This window comes from Candidatus Zymogenaceae bacterium (assembly GCA_016931225.1).
Lineage (GTDB): Bacteria > Desulfobacterota > Zymogenia > Zymogenales > Zymogenaceae > JAFGFE01.
Genome location: JAFGFE010000018.1, coordinates 198,482 through 221,168 on the forward strand (window position 1 = coordinate 198,482; position 22,687 = coordinate 221,168).

The following is a 22,687-nucleotide window of genomic DNA, read 5'->3' on the forward strand; positions in this document are numbered from 1 at the left end:
GTCGTATATCGTCTGTATCTTATCAACCGGGCTTGTGGGTGTCAAGACGGGTCGATTCTCACGCTCTGTCCCGTTCGGATGAAGTGGACGACGCCGAAGACCCGGACTCCGTCGCCCGCGCCCGCCCGAACCACGGCGTCGGTATAGGCCGATATCTGTTCCCGGTAGCGACTGGCGGCGCGTTCCGCGTCTTCCGGCGCAATGCGGTCGGTCTTGTAATCGAGGACGACAATACCCTCATTTGTCCGATAGCACAGGTCGATGCGCCCGGTCAGCAGACAATCGCCGTCGATGGATATCAGGGGTATCTCCCGTCCCAGGACGGCGCCTTCGGAGATCTCCCAGTAAAGGGGCGAGGCGATGAACGCCCCCACCAATCGGGTCGACTCTGCGCATATGGAGGGATACTCGGGGTCGGCGTCGTCCAGGGAGGCGGCCGCCCGCCCGACCAGACCTTCCGGGTCGTCGGAACCGTCGAACAGGGCGAGCTCCAGGGCGTCGTGCACCACGATACCCACCAGACGGGCGCGATCCGACAAATCGGCCGCCGCCTCCCCCTCCTCCGGGGGAACAACGAACAGCTCCTCGTCCGGCTCATGGAGGGATTTTCTCTCCGTCACGGAGATGAAGAGCCTTCGCTCCCTCGCGCGACGCATCTCCTCTTTCCGGGCCGCCTCCCGCCGCCTCACCTCGTCAAGAAACGATGTGTCCACGCTCCCCTCCAGGTACTCTCCGGCCTGGGGGGCGCGGAGCCGGGCCGAGACCTCGCTTTTTATATCATCCGAAAGTTCCGTCAAGTGAATCGAGACGTCTTTTTCCGATTCGTTCGCGGAACAAAAATCGATGATGTCCTTCATGAAGCCGCTGCTTTTTTTGGGCGAGCCGATCAGGATGAGCCGATCCCTCGCCCGGGTTGCCGCAACGTAGAGGAGCCTTTTCTCCTCGCTCTCGTATCGATCTTTCGCGCGCTCCTTGATGTGCGTGTCATACGTCATATCCCGGACGCCCGCCGCCCGTACGCCGACCCGGATGGAGCCGCCCTCCTCGATGATATACACGCCGTCTTCCGCCTTATATTTGATTTCCCGGCCCAGATTCGGCAGCACGACGACGGGAAACTCCAGCCCCTTGGCCTTATGGATGGTCATGATCCTGACGGCGTCCTGCCCCTCGTCGGCCACCGTCTCCTCCCCCTCGTCTTTGTCCGACTCGGCGAGGTGAGAGAGGGTCTTGATGAAATCGGGAAGGGTGAGCCTCGCCTGGGCCTCCCGCTCCCGGGCGATTCTCTGGATCTTCAGGAGGTTTCCCACCCGCTGGGGGCCGCCGGGGCCGAAGGCGTGTATCTCCAGCATATCGGTCTGTCGGTAGACCTCCTCGATCAGTCCGGACACGAACCGGTCGCCCCGGATCCTGTTCAGCTCCCGAAGGATTCGGAAGACCTCTTTCGCGGGCTCCGGCGGGTTACTTGTGAGGTAGTCGAGCAGGTCGTCGGTCTTGAGCTCGTAGATCGTGCGATCGTCCACGCCGAACACCGGGGACCGCAGAACCGCCACCAGGGCCTTTCGGTCCGTGGGATCCTGGGCCGTCGCCAGGATATGGGCCAGATCGTATATCTCCTGGCGCTGGTAGTATCCCCGGCCGCCCAGGATATGATAGGGGATGTTTTCCGTCTTGAGGGCCTCCTCGTAGACCGGGGAGGTATTTGCGAGGGACCGGAGCAGCACGGCGATGTCTCCATATCCGGGGGGACGGGTAATGCCGGTCTTTTTATCCCGGATGAAGGCGCCGTCGTTCTTCAGGACGACGAGCTCCTGGATGCGCCGGGCGATGAAGGCCGCCTCGAGGCGGCGCACCTCGTCGGTGGTGATCTTATCCGTTCCCGCGTCGGAGTCGACCGCCTCCACCAGGGGGGGCGCCGCCCCCGGGACGTCGTCGCGATCGGGATTCATCACCTGGTAGTCCACGGAATAGGACTCCTCCCGGTAGCTGATGAAGTCTTCAAAAAAGAGGTTCTGAAACCGGACGAGGTGCCGCTGGCTTCGGTAGTTCTTCTCCAGCCGCTCCACTACCCCTCCGGAGTCCTCGATTCTTTTCATCGTCTGATAGAAGAGGCCGATGTCCGCATCGGTGAAGCCGTAGATGGACTGCTGGGGATCGCCGACGATGAAGAGCCTCCCCGGACCCGGGACTGCGTCCTCGGGCCGCTTCGCCACAGGTGACCGCTCCGCCAGAAGGAGGATGAGCTTCGTCTGGATCGGGTCGGTATCCTGGAATTCGTCGACGAGGATGCACTCGAAGAGCCTCTGGTACCGGTTCCTGACGGCCATGTTGTCCCGAACCAGGAGGTATGCCTGGAAGAGGAGGTCGAAGTAGGTAAGCGCCCCACGGCGGTTTCGCTCGGCGGCGCGAAAGGCGACGTAGTCGGACAGGACCTCCACCCCGACGCCGACGAGAGAGTCCTCGTCCATGAGGGCGAGGAATTCGGGGATTTTTTTTATTTCGTCGACGGCGTCGCTTCTCAGATCCATCGCCCGCTGGAACGTCCCCTCGTCCCGCCATTTCTTCTTGCTCCCGCCCTTTTTTTGTATGGGGGCTTGAGAAAACGCGTCCCATATCTCTTCGAGGCTCTCGCGCTTCAGGATGTCAGAGAGGAAGCGGCAGTGATTGAGGAGTTTATCCTCGTCGTCGGCATCTTGGAGATAAGCGCCCATCTCCTCGGCGAGGGAGTGAAGCAAATCGAGGCGCCGCCGCTCCTCGTCTTCCTGGGCGGATTCCCTCCGGTGCTCCCGATATTGCTCCAGCTTGTCCGGCCTCTTCGCGAGGGTTTCGGCGAAAAGCTTCATCCCCGAGACCCCCAGGTATTTGATGAGCGTCACGACCTGTTCATCGTGCGCCCCCCCTCCCGCGAACACCCGGCCCGTCCACTCGTTCCAGATCTCGTCGTCCAGGATGCGTCCTTCGGTGTCGTCGGTGACGGTGAAGTTCGGGTCGATGCCCGCCTCCAGAGGGTTTTCCCGGAGTATCCGGGAGGCCAGGGCGTGGATGGTACTGATCTGGGCCTGTTCCAGGGAGATCAGGGCGTCGTTCCAGCCCCCGTCCGGGTCGTCCGCCGCTCGCCGCATGATCTCGCTTCTGAGGCGCTCCTTGATCTCCGCCGCCGCCGCCTCGGTGAAGGTGATAGCGGCGATGCGCTCAAGGGGGATTTTTCGCTCCGTGGCAAGGGCGATGATCTCCCCGATGAGCCGGGTGGTCTTCCCGGAGCCGGCCCCGGCGATGACGACCCGGTTTTCCCCCTTCGATGCCGTGTCAGTCATCGGTGTCCTCTTCTTCTTGTGTCACCGTATCGAGGCCGAGGGATGCCAGTGTCTTGTCCTTTCTGATCTGTGCGATGTCTTTCGGCCCCGATCGACAGTGATTTTTATGTTCACAGAATCGGCATCCCCGCTCCGGCACCACGCCGGCGGGAAAGAAGACGCCGGCGTGCATCATCTCCACGAACCGGTGGGTGTGGGAGATGGCGGCGTCGATGATGTCCGGGGATGTGCTCAGGTCTATTCGTTCCTCTCTCTCTTTTCCGATCGGTTTCTCCATGTATATGTGGGAGGTCGCAAAAGGATCGAGGCCGCCCGAAAAGAGGATGTCCCGGGCGGCGACGAGATAGAGGGGAAGCTGGAGCGAAAGCCCCTTTCGTATTCGGGTGGGAAGGCCGATATCCGACGGCCTTCTGGTCTTGTAGTCGATCACTGCAAACACGCCTGCTTCTTCATCCACATCGACACGGTCGATCTTTCCGGTTATCTCCACCGTTCCCGAGGGCGTTTCGATAAAAAGCGGAGGCGTTGCCTCCTCGTTGTCTTCGTAGGGCAAAAAGCCGAAGCGCCACTCGAAGAAGCGGGGGACGACCCCCCCGGATGTTCTTTCCGCCTCATAATTCAGGGCGTCCGAGAGGTTCTCGGCGATGATCTCCCGGCGGGCCCGCTGAACAAGGGCGGGGATCGGCCCCATGTGGTGCGTCAGATCGTCGTCGATGATGAGGGAAAGCCGCTCAAAGGCTGTGTGCAGCGAGGCGTCGGTGACGGGAAGGAGGTGTTCCCGCTTCAGGGAAAGGAAGAGCCGGTAGAGGATCCGGTGGTAGGCGCTCCCGATGTCCGTGCGCTCCATATCCACCGGCAGCTCCGGCTCCTCGATGTCCCCCGTCTCCAGCACGTATTCCATGAAGAACCGAAACGGACAGAGGGCGAAGGTCTCGAGCCTTCGGGAGCTCAGGCGCCGGCACGCTTCCGTGAGCCCCTCCCGGGGGCCGATGAGGCCGTCGTATACGCCGAATGGATTGAAAAGAGATCTTCCGTCCAGGGCCCGGATGCCCCGTGCGAGGCTCGGGGACGTGTGGACCACCGCCCGGGCGGGGGCGACGAGATCCTTCTGAAAGGCCACGAGGAAGCTGGATGTGCGAAGGTCCTTCTCGGTGTATCGGGCACACGTCGGGTCCAGGGCGGCGTAACGGGGGGCCGACTCCGGAACGGCGGCGGCGTCCGTGTGGCCCCCCGCCATGAGTCCTTCCAGCACGATGGAGGGAATGGCCTTTCTCCCCCGGTCGTCGCTCCGCTGGTAGACGAGCGTAAGCTCCCGCCGGGCGGCGCCCGTCGCCAGGGAAAACAGGAGCAGGTCTTCGGGATAGAGCGACCGGGAGGTGGGGAGCCCCAGTTTCTCCCGTGTCGCGTCGCCCAGGAGGGGGTCGTCTCCCTTCCTTCGGGGAAAGACCTGTCCGTTCATGCCCATGACGATCAGGACATCGAAAGAGAGCCCCCGGATGCCCAGAAGATCACTGACGAATACGCCGTCCGTGTCCGGGTCGTCCGGGAGCGTTCTTTCTTCGATACTCCCCGAAAGGAGGGAGACGAAATCGGAGAGCGTCACGCTTTTTCGTATCGCCGCAACATCCGCCATCTCTCCGATGAGCTCCGTGAGCGCATTGAACGCCCGCCCTTCCTCCGGGTCGCGGCGGATGTGCGTCTGAAGGAGGGAGGTAAAGGCGTCTGCATATGCTTTCGGGTCGTCGGACGGCTTCAAAGACGAGATGTTACCGGCGAGGCGGTTTATGGTTTCCTTTGTGGCCCGGGCGAAGCGGGCGGAGAGCCGCTGTATGCGAAGCGATTGGGGGTCTTGTTCGTCGTCTTCCGAGGGAGGGGGGGGATCGTGCGCCGCAGCCCGCTCCCAAGCGTCTGTAAACGGGGCAAGACCGTGGACGATGCCGGATTCCCTGGCGATGACCTCGGCCAGGTGGCTGTGATCCCGCACCCACTCTTCATCCGAGGGATCGACCCCCGGCCACGTGAAGAATCCCGATGAGAGGAGCGTGGTCACGTCCATCCGGCCGGGGCGCTCGCATATGAGGCCGAAAAGGGTCCGGCACGCCGCGATCATCGGGGAGCGGGACAGGGGAAATCCCCGGTCGAAACAGGCCGGAATCGAGTACCGGCGAAACGCCGCCTCCAGATGATGGAGGGAATCGGTGGTTTCCAGCGTCACCACGCCGATATGCCGCCAGGGGATGTCGGGATGGTCCTCTGTGATCTCCAGGATGCGTCGGGCCGCGGCCTCCGCCTCCCCGGCGGTCCCGGACGCGGAGACGATCCGCACGGTCGTGTTCCCATCAGGCATCCGGAAAGGGACCGGCGATGTGCGGGGCGGTTTCTGTGTATCGTCCCGGGTGAGTATCGTCAGCGGCTCGGTCGAAAGGGTTGTGAACAGCCGGGAGGTGTCCTCGGCATAGGCGAAGGAGGGATCTTCCGGAATCGCCGGAGAAAAGATATGAAGATCTCCCCGGGACGAAAGGAGGGATACGATTTCCCTCTGAAGCGGATTGAGATCGTAAAAACCGTAGAGGAGCGTCGGCTGGCGCGCATCGGACGGGACGCCGCCGGAGAGGATCTCCAACGCGCGGTGGATCCTGTCCTCGGCGTCGTATATGGAAAGCTCCCTTTTTTTGTCCCGGAAGCGGGAGTAAATGTCCAGGACGACTTTCTCCACATTGCCTGCGGCTTTTTCCACGTCGGGCCTGACCAGGTGGGACGTCATCCGGGAGAAGAGGGAAATCATGGCGTCGGTATAGCCGTCGAACCGGAAGAGGTCCGCAAACCTCCCCTCGGGATCAACACACTCCGCCCCGGCGTCGGAAAGCAAAAGCCGTGTCATCGCTCTGCTCGAGACAGGAGGGAGGGCCTCCCCCGCCTCCCGGATGACATCGAAGGCGAAGGTGAGGAATGTGGTGAACCGGACGCCGAGAAACGGCCTTTCCCTCGCCAGGCGAGACATGAGCCTTTGGGAGAGCGCCCGGGTGGGGGTGATGACGAGGATGCGTCCGAAGGGATCGTCTTCCTTCAGATCAAGGAGCGTCTGAAGAAACTGTCCCTCCAATTTCGGGTGAAAGGGGCCGAAGGTGACGCGTGTCATGAATATCCGCTGCTCGTGTGGTGGTCGAAGTCCCCGACCGGCTTCCTTTAAGGATGGATGCGGGGAAACGCCGCGGATCGGGGTTGAATCATTATACCCGTATTGTGAATGGGAGCATAGAGAAAAGCGAACGTGAACTCATCCTGTGTCTTGATGTCAGGGCGGCACATCATCCGTGGGCGGGCTTCGTTATGCACTTGAGGCGTACAGGGACTCGATGATGTCGGCGTAGTTCTCCCGGATGACCTTCCGCCTCAGCTTCAGGGTCGGGGTGATTTCTCCCTTGTCCTGGGTGAAATCATTGGGGAGAAGGGCGAATTTTTTGATGGTCTCGAATCGTGCGAGGTCGGCGTTGGCCGAATCGACCCCCTTTTCGATGACGTCCCGAACCGACGGGTGACGGGAGATCTCCTCCGACGAATCCGAAGGTATGCCCAACCCCATGGCGAACTGCCGGGCTTCCTCGGGGTCCAGGGTGAGAATCGCCGTCAGGTAGTTCCTGCCGTCGCCGATGACGATGGCGTTGGCGATCAATGGTATCTGCTTGAGGCGGTTCTCGATGTTCTGGGGGGAGATGTTTTTCCCCCCGGAGGTGATGATGAGGTCCTTCTTCCGGTCGGTAATGATCAAAAAACCATCGTCGTCCCACCTTCCCACATCCCCTGTGTAGCACCAGCCGTCTTTCAGCACATCTTCGGTCAGCTCTGGTCTGTTGTGATATCCCTTGAAGTTATTGCCGCGGATGAGGATTTCTCCATCCGGGGCCAGGGTGACCTCGAAACCGGGCATGGCCTTTCCCACGGTGCCGTAGCGGAACTCGCTGAAGGTGGTCATGGTGCCGCCCACGGTCTCCGTCAGGCCGTAGAACTCGATGACCACCACGCCGATGCTGTGGATGAACTCACCCACCTCCGCGGACAGGGGTGCGCCGGCGGAAACCGCGAACTGGAGCCTTCCGCCCAGGACGTTCTTTATCTTTTTGAATACCAGGGCGGAGGCGCATGCGTACCGGAGCCTGAGGAAGACCGACGGCGATCGCCCCGCCGTTATGGTCCTGCTTCGCTTTCTTCCGATGGAGACGGCCCAGCGAAAGAGGGCGCGCTTAAGGGGCGATCCCTTTTCCGCCGCCGAAACGATGCGGGCGTAGACCTTCTCGAAAACCCGGGGAACACTGCAGAAATAGGTGGGCCGAACCAGCGCCATGTCCGCCGCCAGGGTGTCGATGGATTCTGCGATGGCCAGGGGGATGTTTTGGTACAGGTTGTAGTAGTAGCCCGAAACCCGGGGATAGAAGTGCGAGAGGGGCAGGATGAGCAGGGATCGGTGGACCCTGTTGTCTATCTGTATGAGGGCGTGAATGGAATCGAGGACGTACAGGGTGTTCCTGTGGCTAAGAAGGCATCCCTTCGGCGGCCCGGTGGTGCCGGATGTATAGACGATGGTCGCGGTGTCGTCAGCAGTGATGTTTTTGGCCTGTGTAATGATTTCATCCTTCAGGGTACCAAGCTCGTTTTTCCCCTTCGCCATCAGCTCCGAGAGCAAGATCACGTCGTGTTCTTTCGGCGGCTGATCGTCGGAGATGAGGATGACATGTTTGAGATTCGGGAGCTCTCCTTTTTTTTGAAGGATTTTATCAAGCTGTGCGGCGTCTTCCACCACCACGCATGAGACGTCCGCGTCCCGTATAATGTACGCGCATTGTTCCGGGGTGTTCGTGTGATAGATGGGCACGTCCACACCACAAGCCAACAGTGTTCCCAGGTCGGCGATGATCCACTCCAGTCGATTGAAGGAGAGGATGGCAAGCCGCTCTCCCGGGGAGAATCCGAGGGAGAGGAGCCCCGCGGCGAAAGAGAGAGATTCATTCAGAAGATCCCCCCAGGTGATATCTCTGTATGCGCCTTTTGGTTCCGACTTGTATGAAATGATGATATCGTCTGGATGAGAGGCGGATTGTTCCAGGAAGAGACCGACAATGGTTTCACGCGTCATCTCTGTTCTCCTTCAAAATAGGATGATTGAATGGAGAAGGTCCCCCACGATTGATATCAGGTGTGCCTGTGTATCGAGATACATATGACGACTCCTTTCGGCGTCGTCGAAAGGAGTAATCTAAAGTCGAGGGTCGGTGCAATTGACCTGTCGAGAGAATAAAAGAGACGAAAGGAGCGATGAGCCGGAGGTTAGAAACATTTCCAGAATTCACGCTGCACGGATATCGCCCGCTTGATCGGATAGTTGGCCTTCTGTCCGACGTTTTCCAGATTCTTTTTCGTCAGCTCCAAATCCTCTTTGGTGGTCGCCCCCATCATGTGCTTGATGACCGCCTTTGTGCCGTCCCTGAGGCCGCCGAGGTGGTAGCCCCCCTCCAGGGTGATGAGCATGCGTTCTTCCGCGAATGTTTTCGCGATGAGCATCAACACGTCGGTGAGGGCGGCGAATCCCTCCGGGGTCACCTCCATGCCTCCCAGGGGGTCCTTGAAATATATATCGAAACCGGCGGAGACGAGCACCAGCTCCGGCTCGAATTCAAATGCGATGGGCTCCAGGACATGTTTGAATATTTTGTAGTATTCAGGATCGCCGTTGCCCACCTGGAGCGGCACGTTGACGTTGAATCCCCGGGCGTTGCCCTTGCCGACCTCCTCGAAAGAGCCGGTGCCCGGATAGTAGGGGTACTGGTGTGTGGAGAAATAGAGGACTCTTCTTTCCTCCTCGAAGGAGTGCTGGGTGGCGTTTCCATGGTGCAGGTCCCAGTCGACGATGAGGACCCTCTTGAGGCCGTAGGTTTTGATGGCATAGCTGGCCGCTATGGCGATATTGTTGAATATGCAGAATCCCATGCCCCTGCCCGATTCGGCGTGGTGTCCGGGGGGGCGGACAAGGGCGAAGACATTCTTGTTTTTCCCTTCAAAAAGACGATCTATGCCCAGAAGGAGGCCTCCGGCGGCATAGAGGGCGGCTTCGAATGACTTCTCCGACGTCTGGGTGTCCGGGTCCAGGGAGGAGTGGGGGAGTCCCTCGGTTGCTGCCACTCGTTCGTAATAGGAATGGTCGTGAATCATTTCAATTTCATCCCGTGTGGCCTCGCGGGGAGAGATGAGATCGATGTTTCCTGCGATATCCTGGTCTTCAAGCATTTCGTAGAGAATCTTGAGGCGCTCGGTGCTTTCCGGGTGGAAACTTCCGGTTTTATGTTCCAGATAGATTGGATCCTTCACGATGCCGGTCACCGCCATTGAAACCTCCGTTGAGCGTGTTCTACATAATGTAGTGATAACACCTCGAACGAAAAAAATCAATATTTTTACGTTCCACAGACGACTGAGGAATCGTTTGACAACGTGAACACCCTCTGCTACATTGTTTTTGCTTGTATATGACACAATGGATTTCGATGTGAGCACTTCAAAACGAGCCGGGGAAAAGTTGAAAAACAAAAAAGTGAAAGAAAACGGCGTTGCCGCCAGGCAGAGCGATGGGCTTCGGGATCTCATGGAGTTTACCACGAGCGTCGTCGAGATCGTTCAGGACGGTTTGATCGCCGTTGATGAAGAGCGACGGATTCTTTTTTTCAACAAGGCCGCCCAGAAAATCCTGGAATACGATCAGGATCGGGTCATCGGTGAGCACATCAGCAAGATTTTCAAGGAAGAGGAGATGGAGGCGATCCTCGCTACCGGATACCGCGCAGGTGAGGCGAGAATCGCCCGGGAAACCGAAGTAAGCAGGTCGGACGGTGAAAAAATATCCATCGGCTACAGCACCACCGTCTTCACCGATGAGGAGGGCACATCCCGGGGACATATCATCACCTTTCGGGATCTGACCGAGATAAACCGCATGCAGGAGGAAATCCTCAGGATGGACCGCCTGGCGTCCCTCGGCGAGATATCTTCGGGCATCGCCCATGAAATCAGAAATCCCCTGGCCGCCATCAAAACCACCGCCCAGGCGATGGAAGAGGAGCTGGAAAAGAACGATCCCCAGCGGGAGTTTCTCATCAGGATTGTCAAGGAGATCGATCGGCTCGATTCTCTGTTGCGTACGTTCTTTTCATTCGCAAAGCCCCGCCGTCCCATGCCGACCAGGTGCGACATACGGGATGTGGTCAGAGAGGTGCTGCTGCTTCTCAACAAGGACATCAAGAACAATATGATCGAGGTCCTAGAGAAATATCCGGACAATCTCCCCCCGGTCAATGCGGATTTCAACCAGATGCAGCAGGTCTTTTTGAACCTCTTTCTGAATTCCATCAACTTCAAGGATCCGAACAGGAAAAATACCATCTTCATCACCGCCTGGGTGAAAACCCAGAAGAAGCAGAATATTCTGGAAATATCGGTATCCGACACCGGGACCGGCATCGACGAAGAGCATATCGACAAGATATTTGATCCCTTCTTTACCACCCGTGCCCGGGGCACCGGCCTGGGCCTTTCCATTACCTACCGCATTATTCAGAGGCACGGCGGCACCATCACCGTTCGAAGTGTTGTGGGAGAAGGCACCACCTTTAATATCAGGCTCCCCTCGGTGAGTTGACCATGCCTGACGTCACCTCCGTAAAAACCCGCATTCTCATCGTCGAAGATGATCAGCTTCTGGGCGACTCCCTGGCGCGGGCCCTCAAGAGGGCTGATTACGCAGTCCTGGGCGCCGCCACCGGCGCCGAGGCGATCTCTCACGTGGAAGAGAGGGGAATACATCTGGCGCTTATCGATATGCGGCTCCCGGACACGGACGGCGTCTCTCTTATGAACGAGATTCACTCCCAGGAGCCGGATGTCCCCGTTATCATCATGACCGCCTACGGCGACGTCCAGGTGGCCGTGGACGCCATGAAGGCGGGAGCCGCCGATTATCTCCAGAAGCCGTTTGACTTGAACGAATTGAAAATAATACTCGCCAGGGTGTTGGAAAATGTGGGCATGGCCAGAAGGCTGGATACCTTCAAACGAAGGGAGGAGTCGCAGTCGTGGGATATTTCCGGGACGAGTCCCCAGATGCAGTCGATACGGGAGTTGATACTGGTGGTGGCCGATACGCCGAGAACCCCGGTTTTGATCACGGGGGAGAGCGGCACCGGAAAGGAGCTGGTGGCCGGTGCGATACACAGGGCGTCAAGCAGGTGTGACGCACCTCTGGTGAAGATAAACGTCAGCGCCGTTCCGGAGAATCTCCTGGAATCGGAATTCTTCGGACACAGGCGGGGTGCGTTCACCGACGCCAAGGAGAATAAAAAGGGACTTTTTGAAATCGCCCATCGGGGGACGCTCTTTCTCGACGAAGTGGGGGAGATGAAGCCGTCGCTCCAGCCCAAGCTCCTCAGATTTCTCGAAACCCAGACCTTCACCCAGGTGGGCGGGACCAAGGAGATACAGGTAGACGTCCGGGTGATCGCCGCCACAAACCGGGATCTGGCGGATCTCGTGCGGCAGGGGACGTTTCGGGACGATCTCTACTATCGGCTCAAGGTCATGGGCATCGATATCCCCCCCCTGAGGGAGAGAAGAGAGGACATAGAGCCGCTGGTGGAAAGATTTCTGGCCGAAGCGGTCAATGAGTTGAGAAAGAAGGTGACCGGGGTGACGGACGAAGCCCGCGAGGCGCTTTTGGAATATGACTGGCCGGGCAATGTCAGGGAGTTGAAGAACGTCATTGAACGGGCGGTTATCCTCACCAAGTCCGGAGTTATCGATCTGGATCACCTTCCCCAGGACGTGGTGAGAGGAAGACGAACCGGTGAGGTTCGTGAATACAGGTCTCTTCTCGAGGTGGAACAGGAGCATATCCAAACGGTCCTCTCCGGTGTCGGCGGTAACAGATCCGAGGCGGCCCGGATCCTGGGAATTTCCCGTTCCACACTGTTGGAAAAACTAAAACGCTTCCATTAACACGCATGTCCGATTTTCGTACACCCTGGGTGTCCGGAATTCGGGCACTCGGGGTGTTGTCATGTGACGGGCCTCCCTCCGCGAGGCGCTGATATGCAAAGATAACAATATGTTTTTATTGAGCTTTTGTGGTTTTTTGTCAATTCCTGTACGATTGAAGGGATTGGCATGACAATTGCAATTTATGTCATACAGAAAAAGAACAAGGAGGGCTTATGGCCGCTAAGGATAGAATTTTAATCGTCGACGACGAGGAAACACTCACCTGGAGTATGCAGAAAAGTCTCTCCAAGGATAAGGATAAATTTGAGGTCATGGTCGCCAACAGTGCGGAAGACGCGCTGAAGGTCCTGGAAAACGAGGATATACGGCTTGTGATTTCCGACATCAGGATGCCCGGCATTTCCGGACTGGATCTGCTCTCTAAAATCAAAAAGGAATATCCGCATATAAAAGTCATTATCATGACGGCATATGGGTCCCCCGATGTTCAGAAAGACGCAAACATGCGGGGATCGCTGCATTATGTCGAGAAGCCCTTCGAGATGAAGGACATCAGAAAACTCATCATAGATTCCCTCCAGGAAGTCAAAAAGGGATTCGAGGGACAGCTTTCCGATCTTCTGCTGACAGATGTAATCCAGATGAAGTGTTTGGGGAAGGCCCATTCATCGCTGACCATCAAGAGCGGACCAAAAGAGGGAAAGATATATTTTCAGGACGGCGATATCACCCACTGCCTGGCGGAGAATCTCGTAGGCGAAGAAGCATTCTATGAGATTCTGACCTGGCCGGAGGGAACGTTTCTTTCCAAGAGCGGCGATACGCCTGAGAAAAAGACCATCAACAAAGACTGGCAGTTTCTCATCATGGAGGGACTGCGCATCGCCGACGAGGCGGCCAGAACCGATATAGAGAAACCGGGAAAGAAAGAGCCCGGTCCAACGGTAACGCCCAGCGCCGACCAGGAGAAGTTTTACGAGCACTTCGATAAGGGATTTCATTTTCTGCGAGATAACGATCTGGAAAAAGCACGGAATGAATGGGAAAAGGCGCTCGAGCTTCAGCCGGACAACGACATGGTGAAATTCAACCTCAAGAAGCTGGCGGAGCGGGAAGAGAAGGCGAAAAAAGAAAAAAAGGGAAAAAAGGCATAATCCGAATATACCTATCTCCGGTAAGACGTCAGTGTTCATGACGATGCCGGGAACAAACAGACAATACAGTCAGATTGACATAGGAAAGGAGAACTTCAATGGCCAGTAGAACAGAAACAATGACTAACATTCTCAAGGAACTGGAAGCGGGAACGCCGGATATTGAAGCTTCCGCCATTGTCAGCGTCGACGGTTTGATCATGGCCTCGGCCCTTCCCCAGGACGTGGAAGAAGACAGGGTCGCCGCGATGAGTGCGGCCATGTTGTCTCTGGGCGAGCGTACCGCACAGGAGCTGAATAGGGGAAGGCTCGACCAGGTGTTTATTCGGGGAGAGGACGGATATGTCCTTTTGATGAACGCCGGCGAGGACGCAGTGTTGACCACACTGGTCCGTAAGGACGCGAAGCTGGGACTGATCTTTCTTGATATGAAAAGAGCGGTTGAAGAGCTGACAAAACTTGTCTAATGTCGGTGATACGTCGCAAACCGATACAACCCGCTCCGTCAATCGGAGAAAATGGACACGGAAAGAGCGGGTTTCATACACGGTTTCGGGCGGCGGAGGGAAACGGCCGATCGGCGTCACGGTTATTGGGACGGTATCAGGATCGGCGTAGAATACGGGTGACGTGTATAGACGTACTGAACAGAGATAAAGGGCGGGGTCCAGATGACCCCGCCCTTTCATATGGTGACGAAATGAAAGCATCTTGACATGGTGTGTGTGCGGGCATATGATGTTACAAAGCGGGGATACGATCGGTGAGACGTTCGGGAAAGCTGAATCGGTTAAAAGAACTGATATATCAGCGGCCGCATGCCGATTCATCCGATACGATTCGGATCGATGTGGGTGATGTCACAGATCAGCTCTTTAAAAAATCGGGATCCGGCTCTTATTTTTTGAACACCTACACCGAAGAGGCCCTGTTGAAAATGTGTACCGAGTACGGCCTCTCGGGTGCGCTGCTCGAACGGGGCTTTTCCGATCTGCATATTGATATTGAGATTCGGGACCTGTTCGAACACAGGCTCCGCATGTCGGCCCGGAATCATGATCGAATTTCTCCTCCCACGGATCGCGGGTATCTTTTGATGGAGCTTTTGATAAAGGAGGGGATATTTACGCCCAAGACACCGCCGACAGGTCTCCGTGCGGATTCTAATATCAAACTCCTCATGATCATGTGGCTCAGCTTGGAAAATCCGACCATATCGTTCACCGACGATCGGCCGAGACTTCCAGGGCAGAGACATCCGGGACTCGGCGTGCTGAAATATCTGGCGGACGTGATGCGTCGTTTTGCCGGAGACCTGAGGGTTGAGGGGATTGTGGATGTGCCGGAGCATTATCACGGCGCCCTGATGTATTCGCCTCTGTTTTTCTTTTTCAATCCCCACATGCAGGGGACGTTCGAGGCGATGTCCCGGGATCTTGTGCCGTACGGCCTTGCGGTTGCGTCTTATGCGGTTGCGCTGGAGTGTGTGGTCGATGAAGAGACCGGACACTATGTGTCGTGGGATCCGGGAGAGCAGATTCTTCCGGTTTCCGAGCACCTCAAGGACTATTTCAGCTCCCGGGAATATCGGGAAATCGTGGAGGAGACCCGGCGGGATCGATCGTTTCACGTGGATATGGAGAAGTATCAGCACGAATATCCCCACCGGGATTTTCTATAGAGAGACATTTTCATCAGAGGCGTAAAAACATCATTGCGAGGAGGGGTGTTCTCCATGACCGAACAAAAAACGGTGGGTATTGTCGGCGTCGGCAAGGTCGGAGGTGCCATGGCCGTTCTTCTGACCAGGGCCGGATACGACGTCGCATGTATCTCGAGCACGAATGAAGAAAAACTCGCCCGTGCGGAACAGGAGGTCCTGCGGGAGAGGGGCGCCCTCGGCATATCCGGCGGCCCCGTCGTTTTAACGGACCCGGTACCCGAAAGCGCCGCCGTCGACATATTGTTTATCACCACGTCCGATCGGGTCATCGGAGATGTGGCCCGGGACCTGGCGGAGCGGGGAGGGGTATCGGAAGGTCAGATCGTGGCGCACATGAGCGGTTCTTTGACATCACAGGTGCTCGAACCTGTTCGGAGTCGGGGCGCATTGGCGGCGTCGCTCCATCCGCTGCAGAGCTTCGCGGACGTATCCCAGGCCATTGCAAATATTCCCGGCTCCGTCTTCTGCCTTGAGGGAGATGAGGGGACGCATGAAGAGCTTTCGGCGATCATTGAGGTTCTGGGGGGGGTGAAGCTTCAGATCCCCGCCGAGCACAAGCCGCTGTATCACGCCGGGGCGGTGGTGGCCTCGAATTACCTGGTGAGTCTGGTGTGGGTATCGCTGATGATGTATGAGGCCATCGGGCTGGACAACACTGCAGCCGTCGACGCCCTGATGCCGCTCATCGAGGGGACCCTGAAAAACATCCGCGCCCTGGGAGCACCCAGGGCCCTCACCGGTCCCATCGCCCGGGGAGACTGGAAGACGGTGGCCGATCACCTGGAGGTCATGCGCACGACCACGCCTCATCTCATGGACGTATACCGATCCATGGGAGAGCTGACGGTACAGGCCGCCCGGGAAAATAAAAGCACCACCGATGAGTTTCTGGATAAAATTCTTCAGATCCTCGCCGCCGGAGGCGATGGGTCCTGACCATCGTGTCGCCTACGGTGCATTCCGGGTACCCGAAAGCAGTATCGTGATGTGGTGTCTGTATGAGTCTGTCGGGGGCATTGTCCCGGCGGACTTTTTGTTGATAAAGCATAATCTGAAATGAAGAAAAATACGAAACGGCTTCGCATCCTGCTGGAAGCCCTCATTCTGTCGTTTTTGGTGGGCCTGTTGCTTGCGATTGTGGCGCTGTCGGCCCTGGATATGGAACGCTACAGGGGGGAGATCATCTCCGCGGTTTCACACGCCCTGGGGGCGGATGTGACCGCAGGCTACCTGAAGCCGTCTCTCTTTCCCTATTTCGGCGTGGAGGCCAATGACCTGACGGCACTGCACACAGACGGCTCGTATGAAATCGACGCCGAAGAGGTGATCGTCGGCGTCTCGCTCTGGAGGCTGTTATTCAAGGAGATCGTCCCCCGGAAGATTCGAGTCTCTTCGGTGGATGTCTGCATTTTTCTTGCCGAGGACGAATCCGTGTCGGATTCCGTGGCGGCCTTTTTCAACCGCCCGGTGATGAGCAACGGTGATCAGACCGGGATTAGGGATATCCTCTTCGAGGACGCCCTGGTCTGTGTATATGACGGAGGCGACGGGGGCGAAACGGCGTATCGCGCCCGCATCTTTCGCGCCTGGCTCTTCCAGCGACCGAAAAAGAACTCGATCACCTTCGCCGTGTCCCTGGCGCCGCCGGGGGAGGAGGGCCGGGGGAGGATCAGCGCCTTCGGGGAATATCACACCGACCGGGGACTGGTAACCCGGCTCATCCTCCGGGAGATGGATCTCAATACCCTGTCCCTCTGGTTCGACAATCCGGGCGATCCCGACATCTCCGGCACCCTGGGGGGGAGCGTCGATGTGAGGTATCTCGATTCCCGGGACTGGGCCATGGAGGGGCGCCTGAAGGTTGAGGATATCTCCGCACAGGACCGGCGCGCCTATCCGGACGGGATGTATATTGAGAGACTCCACATCGACGCCCTGGTGACATCGACGACGGAGGGAATCATTCTTGAGGGTGTGGATGTGTCTTCAGACGAGCTTGACGTGTCTCTCGACTGTGTTTTTGATCGAACGGAGAGCGTGGACGCGGATGATCCGGGACTTTTCCTTGACGTTCTGGACTGCCGGTTTGAGGGGGTTGACCTCCAAAAATACCTCCGATTGATTCCGTACGGATTATTCTCCCCCGACGTCGGAGATTACATCCAGGCATTATTTCTGGAGGGGGTGCTGGATGGTTCCCTCCATATCGCCCCTGAAGCGGAGGGATCGGATGGGATGGGTCTTTCGCTGTCCGCACAGGTGAGGGATGCGACCCTGGACCTTGACGGCATCGTGCTCAGGGGGGTGAGGGCCGATGTGGCCCTCGATGGAGACACCCTGACGGTGAAGAATGTGGGATTCGCCGATCCCTCCAATCGCGTCAGAGAGCTGGGGACGATGGTGATAGATATGTTCGACCGGCCCTACATGGATCGGCTTGTAGTGGATATCGAGGAGATCCCCTATGAGGACCTGAAGGATATTCTCGTCTCCGGAGTCGTGAATGTGATAACGTTTCTGTCGTACACCGAGGGCGAGGGGACGGTGTGGGGGAGGCTTGAGATCTCAAGTGATATGGGAACGAACGTGGGGCCGCTCGTTATTGAAGGGGACGTCAATTTCGCCGATTGGGCCGTGGCGCTTCCGAGCGTCAACGGGATATTTGCGCCCACCGACGCATCGATCATCTTCCACGACGATACAATGGACATCCCCACATTCGAGATGCGATATCCCACATCACACCTGATCGCCTCCGGCACGCTGACGAACTACGAGGATCCGTTGTTGGTCATGGACGTCTCCGCCCCGGTCCTGGACCTGGCGGAGCTTTTCGGCAACGGAGAATCGAGCCTCTTGTGGAGGGATGTGGAGACCACCCTGATTTACCAGGAGGGGTACTTTATCCTGAACGACCTGACCTGCAGCGCGTACGGCGGCTCGTGTCGGGGCGATTTCGGATACGTCGCCGAGGAAGCGGACCCTTATAATGAGGACGAGAACGATACGGAAGATGAAAGGGAAGATGATAAGGGAGACCACGGGAAAGGTGCCGCGGGCGACGAGACATCGGATACGCCCGGTGACGCGTTGATGATCAACAGGGATGTGCCGGGAGTTGGGAATGTCGGTGATGCGATTTTTTATCTGAACATGGAGGGGGAGGGTGTTGATATGGGAGCGCTGATGGAAGATACCGGGTTGTGGCACGGCGTGAGTGGAACCGGGTCTTTCAAGTTCTCCCTGACGTCTGCGCCGGTTGTGCCGGAAGAGATCGTGGGAACCCTTGACGGCGCCGTCTCCCTGGAGATCACCGACGGCACCATCCGGCAATACAACGCCCTCTCGAAGATCGTATCCGTGATGAACATCTCCACCTATTTCAGGCTCCGGTTTCCACAGCTCGACGCCGAGGGGTTTCCCTTCGACATCGTCACCGGCGACTTCACCATAGAAGACGGCGTGTGCCACACGGAAAATCTCTTTATCGACAGTCGGGTCATCCGCATCACCTGTGTGGGTGATATGGATATGGTTCGAGAAGAGGTGGATATGATCATCGGATTCCAGGTTCTCAAGACCGTGGATCTCGTGATAAACAAGATTCCTGTGGTTGGGTATATCCTTACCGGTGAAGACGGAAATCTCTTCACCACCTACTTTCATGTATACGGCCCGATGAAAGACCCGATTGTGGAGACGATGACGCTGCAGTCCCTCGGGGAGGGGACGCTTCACATCTTCGAGCGTATCTATCGATTCCCCCTCAAAGGGGTGTTGCCGAGGTAGTTATGAATACATCGAGCGATCGCGTGCTGCCGTTGGAAAGGCTTGTTTCCGTGGCCGATGAGTTGAGAAAGGAACATCGGCGTATCGTCTTTACGAACGGGTGCTTCGATATCCTCCATATCGGGCACCTTCGATATCTCGAAGAGGCGGCCCGTCAGGGGGATATCCTGATCGTGGGTGTCAACTCGGATGGTTCCGTGAAAAGTCTAAAGAAGGGCGATGAGCGACCCATTGTGTCCCAGGACGAGCGTGCGCAGATGGTGGCGGCGCTGAAGCCGGTGGATTATGTGGTGATTTTTGACGAGCCCGACCCCCTGAAGACGATTCTTGCTGTCAGGCCCGACGTATTGGTCAAGGGCGCCGACTGGGATGAAGAGAACATCATCGGGGCGAAAGAGGTGAAATCCTGGGGCGGTACCGTGTTCCGTGCACGGCTCATCAACAATCGATCCACCACCGATATCATTGAGAAGATCAGGAAACTGAAGATATAACACGGTATGCGGGGTTCGGGTGTGGTCTCTGGGGTGCATCACCTCGCTTGTGAGAATGTACCGGGAACACCCCTCACAATAAGAAGGGGCGTTCCCGGTGGGAGAGAGGACATGTGTGTATGCTCACGCAGGGATAACCGTCTACACAGCGGAAATCAGAGCGATGCATTGATGGCTTTTTCAAGCGCGGATTTTGGCACGGCGCCGACGACCTGATCCACCACTTCGCCGTTCTTTACGAACACCACGGTGGGGATGCCCCTGATGCCGAACGACGAGGCGGTAGAGGGATTCTCGTCCACATTCATCTTGGTGAACTTCACTCTGCCGTCATAGTCTTTGGACAGCTCATCAATGACCGGAGAGATTATTCTGCATGGTCCGCACCAGGGCGCCCAAAAATCCACAAGAGTCAGCTTATCGGATTTCAATACTTCCTGATCAAAGTTTGAATCATTAATCTCCATTACCGAAGAACTCATCAGCGATCACCTCCATTTGACAAATAATATTTTCTACTATATTCAGATGAGCCGCAGGCGATTTGGTTTCAAAAAAACAGGTGGACGATATGGTATAAATATTGTACTGTATTTTAGCTTCCTCTTCGATTCTGCATTATAACGGGTTTCCCCCTTTTGTTTTTTGAAAATTTCTCTCATCCTTTCTTTTTTAAGGGAATATATTATGGAAGATACAAAACTGGCACGTTCCATCGGATTGGTCGGCGCGGTAGCCATCACTGTGGGGTGCGTTATCGGGATGTCCATCTTCGTGCTCATCGGAGACATGGCCTCCCTGGCCGGACCGGCCCTGCCGCTTGCGTTTCTCTTCGCCCTGATACCCGCCCTCTTTAACGTCATCACCGTGGCGCAGCTCGGGAGCGCCATCCCCCGGGCCGGCGGCGGGTACGTATTCACCTCCCGCATCATAAGTCCATTTTGGGGATTGTTTACCTCGTGGTTTATCATTCTCGCGATTATCGGGGCGCTCTCCACCGTGGGCGTGGGGCTCGCCCAGTACGTGAACGAGTACCTCCCGTTCGGTCTCAGCGATACGCTGACGGCCGTCCTGATTGTGGGGGCGTTCGTCCTGGTCAACGCCGTCGGTCTGGTGTTCGCGGAAGCTGTCCAGATTATCATGGTGGGACAGATGATCATTGCGCTGTTGATCTTCGGGGCTTGGGGGCTTTTCGGTGCAGAGGGTGCCGCCGGTGAGCCGGCCCCGTTTTTCATAGGCGGATTCAGCAGCATCGCCCTGGCGTCGGTGCTGTGCTACTTCTCGTATATCGGTTTCGCCACCATCGCCGAGCTGGGCGAGGAGATGAGACACCCGAAGGAGAACATTCCCCGCTCCATCGGCATCGCCGCGGTAATCATTTTTATTCTATACGCCCTCATCAGCGTGGTGTTCAACAAGGTGATGGGATACAATCCCGATGAACTGGCGGAGTTGGGTGCGCCCCTAACCCAGGCGGGGTGGCTGTTTTTGCCGGCCTGGGCGGTGCACTTTCTGAGCATCGGCGCTCTGGGGGCCGGGCTGACCTCCATCAACGCAGGCGTCATCGGCATGCCCAGGGAAATTTTCGCGCAGAGCAGGGACGGTATGATGCCCTCTCTGTTCCAGCACGTGACGAAGAAGCAGAAAACCCCGATCTGGGCGATTCTGGCGGTATTCCCTCCGGTGATGGTGCTCTTGCTGTTCAATCTGGGGGAGGATTTCTACGGCTTTCTCGCCGTGGGGGCGCTGCTTCTGACCAACATCACCATCGCGTTCGCCTGCATGAAGCTGCCCAAAATCTATCCCGATGATTACGAACGCTCACCGTTTAAGATTTCCAGGGGATGGCTCACCTTCATCTCCTGGGCCGCCGTCGTGACCTCGGGGATATTTATCGTGCTTATTCTTCTGGATAAGCAGAATCTGATTATCGGCGCCATACTGGCCGGGTGGTGCGTCTTGATTATGCTCTATTACTGGGCCAGAAAACGCTTCATGATACGATCCGGAATGGATTTAGAAAAACTCTATTCCACCATTCCCGGATACGAGGAGGACTAAATGACCGCGAGAGTGGTAAATAAAAAGGAGTACATCGATACGCCGGCCCTGGTGCTGGATCTGGACAAGCTGGATGCGAACCTGGCCGTGATGTCCGAGTATTTCAGCGGCGTTGAGGCCGACCTCAGGCCGCACATCAAGACCCACAAGTGCCCGATCCTGGCCCAAAAACAGGTGGCCGCAGGCGCCATCGGCGTTACCTGCGCCAAGGTGGGGGAGGCGGAGGTGATGGCAAAGGCCGGCATATCCGATATCCTTATCGCCAACCAGGTGGTCAGCCCGAAAAAGATCATGCGGCTTCTGGACCTTTTGAACATCAGCGACGTGAAGGTGGCGGTGGAAGCTTTGGAGAACGTTGCCGCCCTCAACGACGCCGCGGAGTCCAGAAATACGGTGTTGAAGGTCCTCATCGAGATCGATGTAGGGATGCACCGCTGCGGTGTGGCCACGGCACAGGATGCGATTGAGATGGCGAAAAAAATCGATAGGATGAAGCACATCGAGCTTGCCGGCATCATGGGCTACGAGGGCCACATCATCTTCACTTTCGATCGGGATGAGCGGGCGAAGCTCGGGACCGGGTGCATGGAGGAGCTGGTTGCGGTAAAGGCGGAGCTCGAGCGGGCGGGATTTCCGATACCCATCGTCTCCGGCGGCGGCACCGGCACCTTTGATATCGCCTCGAAGGTCCCCGGCGTCACCGAGGTGCAGGCCGGATCGTACCTGACGATGGACGCCACCTACGGGTACCTGAACCTGGGGTTCGAGCAGGCCGTGACGCTGATATCCACGGTCATCGCCGTGCACGGGGATCACGTGATTATCGATTGCGGCATGAAATCGATCACCAGCGAATTCGGCATGCCCGCGCCTGTGGGGCTTCCCGGCGTGAGCCTTGCGTCTCTTTCGGAGGAGCACGGGCACCTGAATGTGGAGGGGAAGACGAAGCTGAAGGTGGGGGACATGGTGGAGCTGGTCCCCACCCACGGATGCACCACCATCAACCTCCATGATCATTTTTACCCGGTACGGAATGGTATGGTGGAGGGGATCTGGGAGATTTCCGCCAGGGGTAAATTCGTATAACCCCGGAAGACGGCCGGGCCGGACGGC

General features: G+C 57.4%; 15 protein-coding genes. 10 read left to right on the forward strand and 5 right to left on the reverse strand.

Going from position 1 to position 22,687, the window contains the following annotated elements; all coding sequences use genetic code 11:
* Positions 1-41: 41 nt before the first annotated feature.
* The 4 genes from JW885_08080 to JW885_08095 form a co-directional block, all read right to left on the reverse strand.
* Positions 42-3,314 (reverse strand): UvrD-helicase domain-containing protein, encoded by a 3,273-nt coding sequence (locus tag JW885_08080; GenBank protein ID MBN1882116.1) that lies wholly within the window; start codon positions 3,312-3,314, stop codon positions 42-44.
* A complete protein-coding gene (locus tag JW885_08085) occupies positions 3,307-6,453 on the reverse strand; it encodes an exodeoxyribonuclease V subunit gamma (protein MBN1882117.1) in 3,147 nt (1,048 codons plus the stop codon). Before JW885_08085 ends, JW885_08080 begins: the two co-directional genes overlap by 8 nt.
* Positions 6,454-6,642: 189 nt before the next feature.
* Positions 6,643-8,445, reverse strand: a complete 1,803-nt coding sequence (locus JW885_08090; GenBank protein ID MBN1882118.1) for a long-chain fatty acid--CoA ligase — start codon at positions 8,443-8,445, stop codon at positions 6,643-6,645.
* A gap of 191 nt (positions 8,446-8,636) precedes the next feature.
* A complete protein-coding gene (locus JW885_08095; protein MBN1882119.1) occupies positions 8,637-9,692 on the reverse strand; it encodes a histone deacetylase in 1,056 nt (351 codons plus the stop codon).
* A 190-nt stretch (positions 9,693-9,882) separates the two neighbouring features.
* Between JW885_08095 and JW885_08100 the strand changes: the two genes are divergently transcribed.
* The 8 genes from JW885_08100 to rfaE2 all read left to right on the forward strand — a co-directional run bounded on the left by JW885_08100 (position 9,883) and on the right by rfaE2 (position 19,513).
* Positions 9,883-10,998: a PAS domain S-box protein gene (locus JW885_08100; protein ID MBN1882120.1), complete on the forward strand. Its 1,116-nt coding sequence runs from the start codon at positions 9,883-9,885 to the stop codon at positions 10,996-10,998.
* 2 nt (positions 10,999-11,000) lie between these two features.
* Positions 11,001-12,350, forward strand: a complete 1,350-nt coding sequence (locus tag JW885_08105) for a sigma-54-dependent Fis family transcriptional regulator (GenBank protein MBN1882121.1) — start codon at positions 11,001-11,003, stop codon at positions 12,348-12,350.
* Positions 12,351-12,565: 215 nt separating this feature from the next.
* Positions 12,566-13,507: a response regulator gene (locus tag JW885_08110; protein MBN1882122.1), complete on the forward strand. Its 942-nt coding sequence runs from the start codon at positions 12,566-12,568 to the stop codon at positions 13,505-13,507.
* A 98-nt stretch (positions 13,508-13,605) separates the two neighbouring features.
* Positions 13,606-13,974 (forward strand): roadblock/LC7 domain-containing protein, encoded by a 369-nt coding sequence (locus JW885_08115; protein MBN1882123.1) that lies wholly within the window; start codon positions 13,606-13,608, stop codon positions 13,972-13,974.
* Between the two features lie 296 nt (positions 13,975-14,270).
* A complete protein-coding gene (locus JW885_08120; protein ID MBN1882124.1) occupies positions 14,271-15,188 on the forward strand; it encodes a hypothetical protein in 918 nt (305 codons plus the stop codon).
* A gap of 54 nt (positions 15,189-15,242) precedes the next feature.
* Complete coding sequence (locus JW885_08125; GenBank protein ID MBN1882125.1) at positions 15,243-16,166, forward strand: DUF2520 domain-containing protein; 924 nt, start codon at positions 15,243-15,245, stop codon at positions 16,164-16,166.
* 120 nt (positions 16,167-16,286) lie between these two features.
* On the forward strand, positions 16,287-19,019 hold the full coding sequence (locus JW885_08130) for an AsmA-like C-terminal domain-containing protein (GenBank protein MBN1882126.1): 2,733 nt from the start codon (positions 16,287-16,289) through the stop codon (positions 19,017-19,019).
* A gap of 2 nt (positions 19,020-19,021) precedes the next feature.
* Positions 19,022-19,513: a D-glycero-beta-D-manno-heptose 1-phosphate adenylyltransferase gene (rfaE2, locus tag JW885_08135; GenBank protein ID MBN1882127.1), complete on the forward strand. Its 492-nt coding sequence runs from the start codon at positions 19,022-19,024 to the stop codon at positions 19,511-19,513.
* Positions 19,514-19,668: 155 nt separating this feature from the next.
* Here the strand turns inward: rfaE2 and trxA are convergent, their stop codons facing one another.
* Positions 19,669-19,995, reverse strand: a complete 327-nt coding sequence (gene trxA, locus JW885_08140) for a thioredoxin (protein ID MBN1882128.1) — start codon at positions 19,993-19,995, stop codon at positions 19,669-19,671.
* 205 nt (positions 19,996-20,200) lie between these two features.
* Here trxA and JW885_08145 point away from each other — a divergent pair, with 205 nt between their 5' ends.
* Both JW885_08145 and JW885_08150 read left to right on the forward strand, forming a co-directional pair.
* Positions 20,201-21,574 carry an amino acid permease gene (locus JW885_08145; protein MBN1882129.1) on the forward strand — a complete coding sequence of 458 codons (1,374 nt, stop codon included), beginning with the start codon at positions 20,201-20,203 and terminating at the stop codon, positions 21,572-21,574.
* Entirely contained in the window at positions 21,575-22,660 is a 1,086-nt protein-coding gene (locus JW885_08150; GenBank protein MBN1882130.1) for a DSD1 family PLP-dependent enzyme, read from the forward strand.
* Positions 22,661-22,687: the final 27 nt, after the last annotated feature.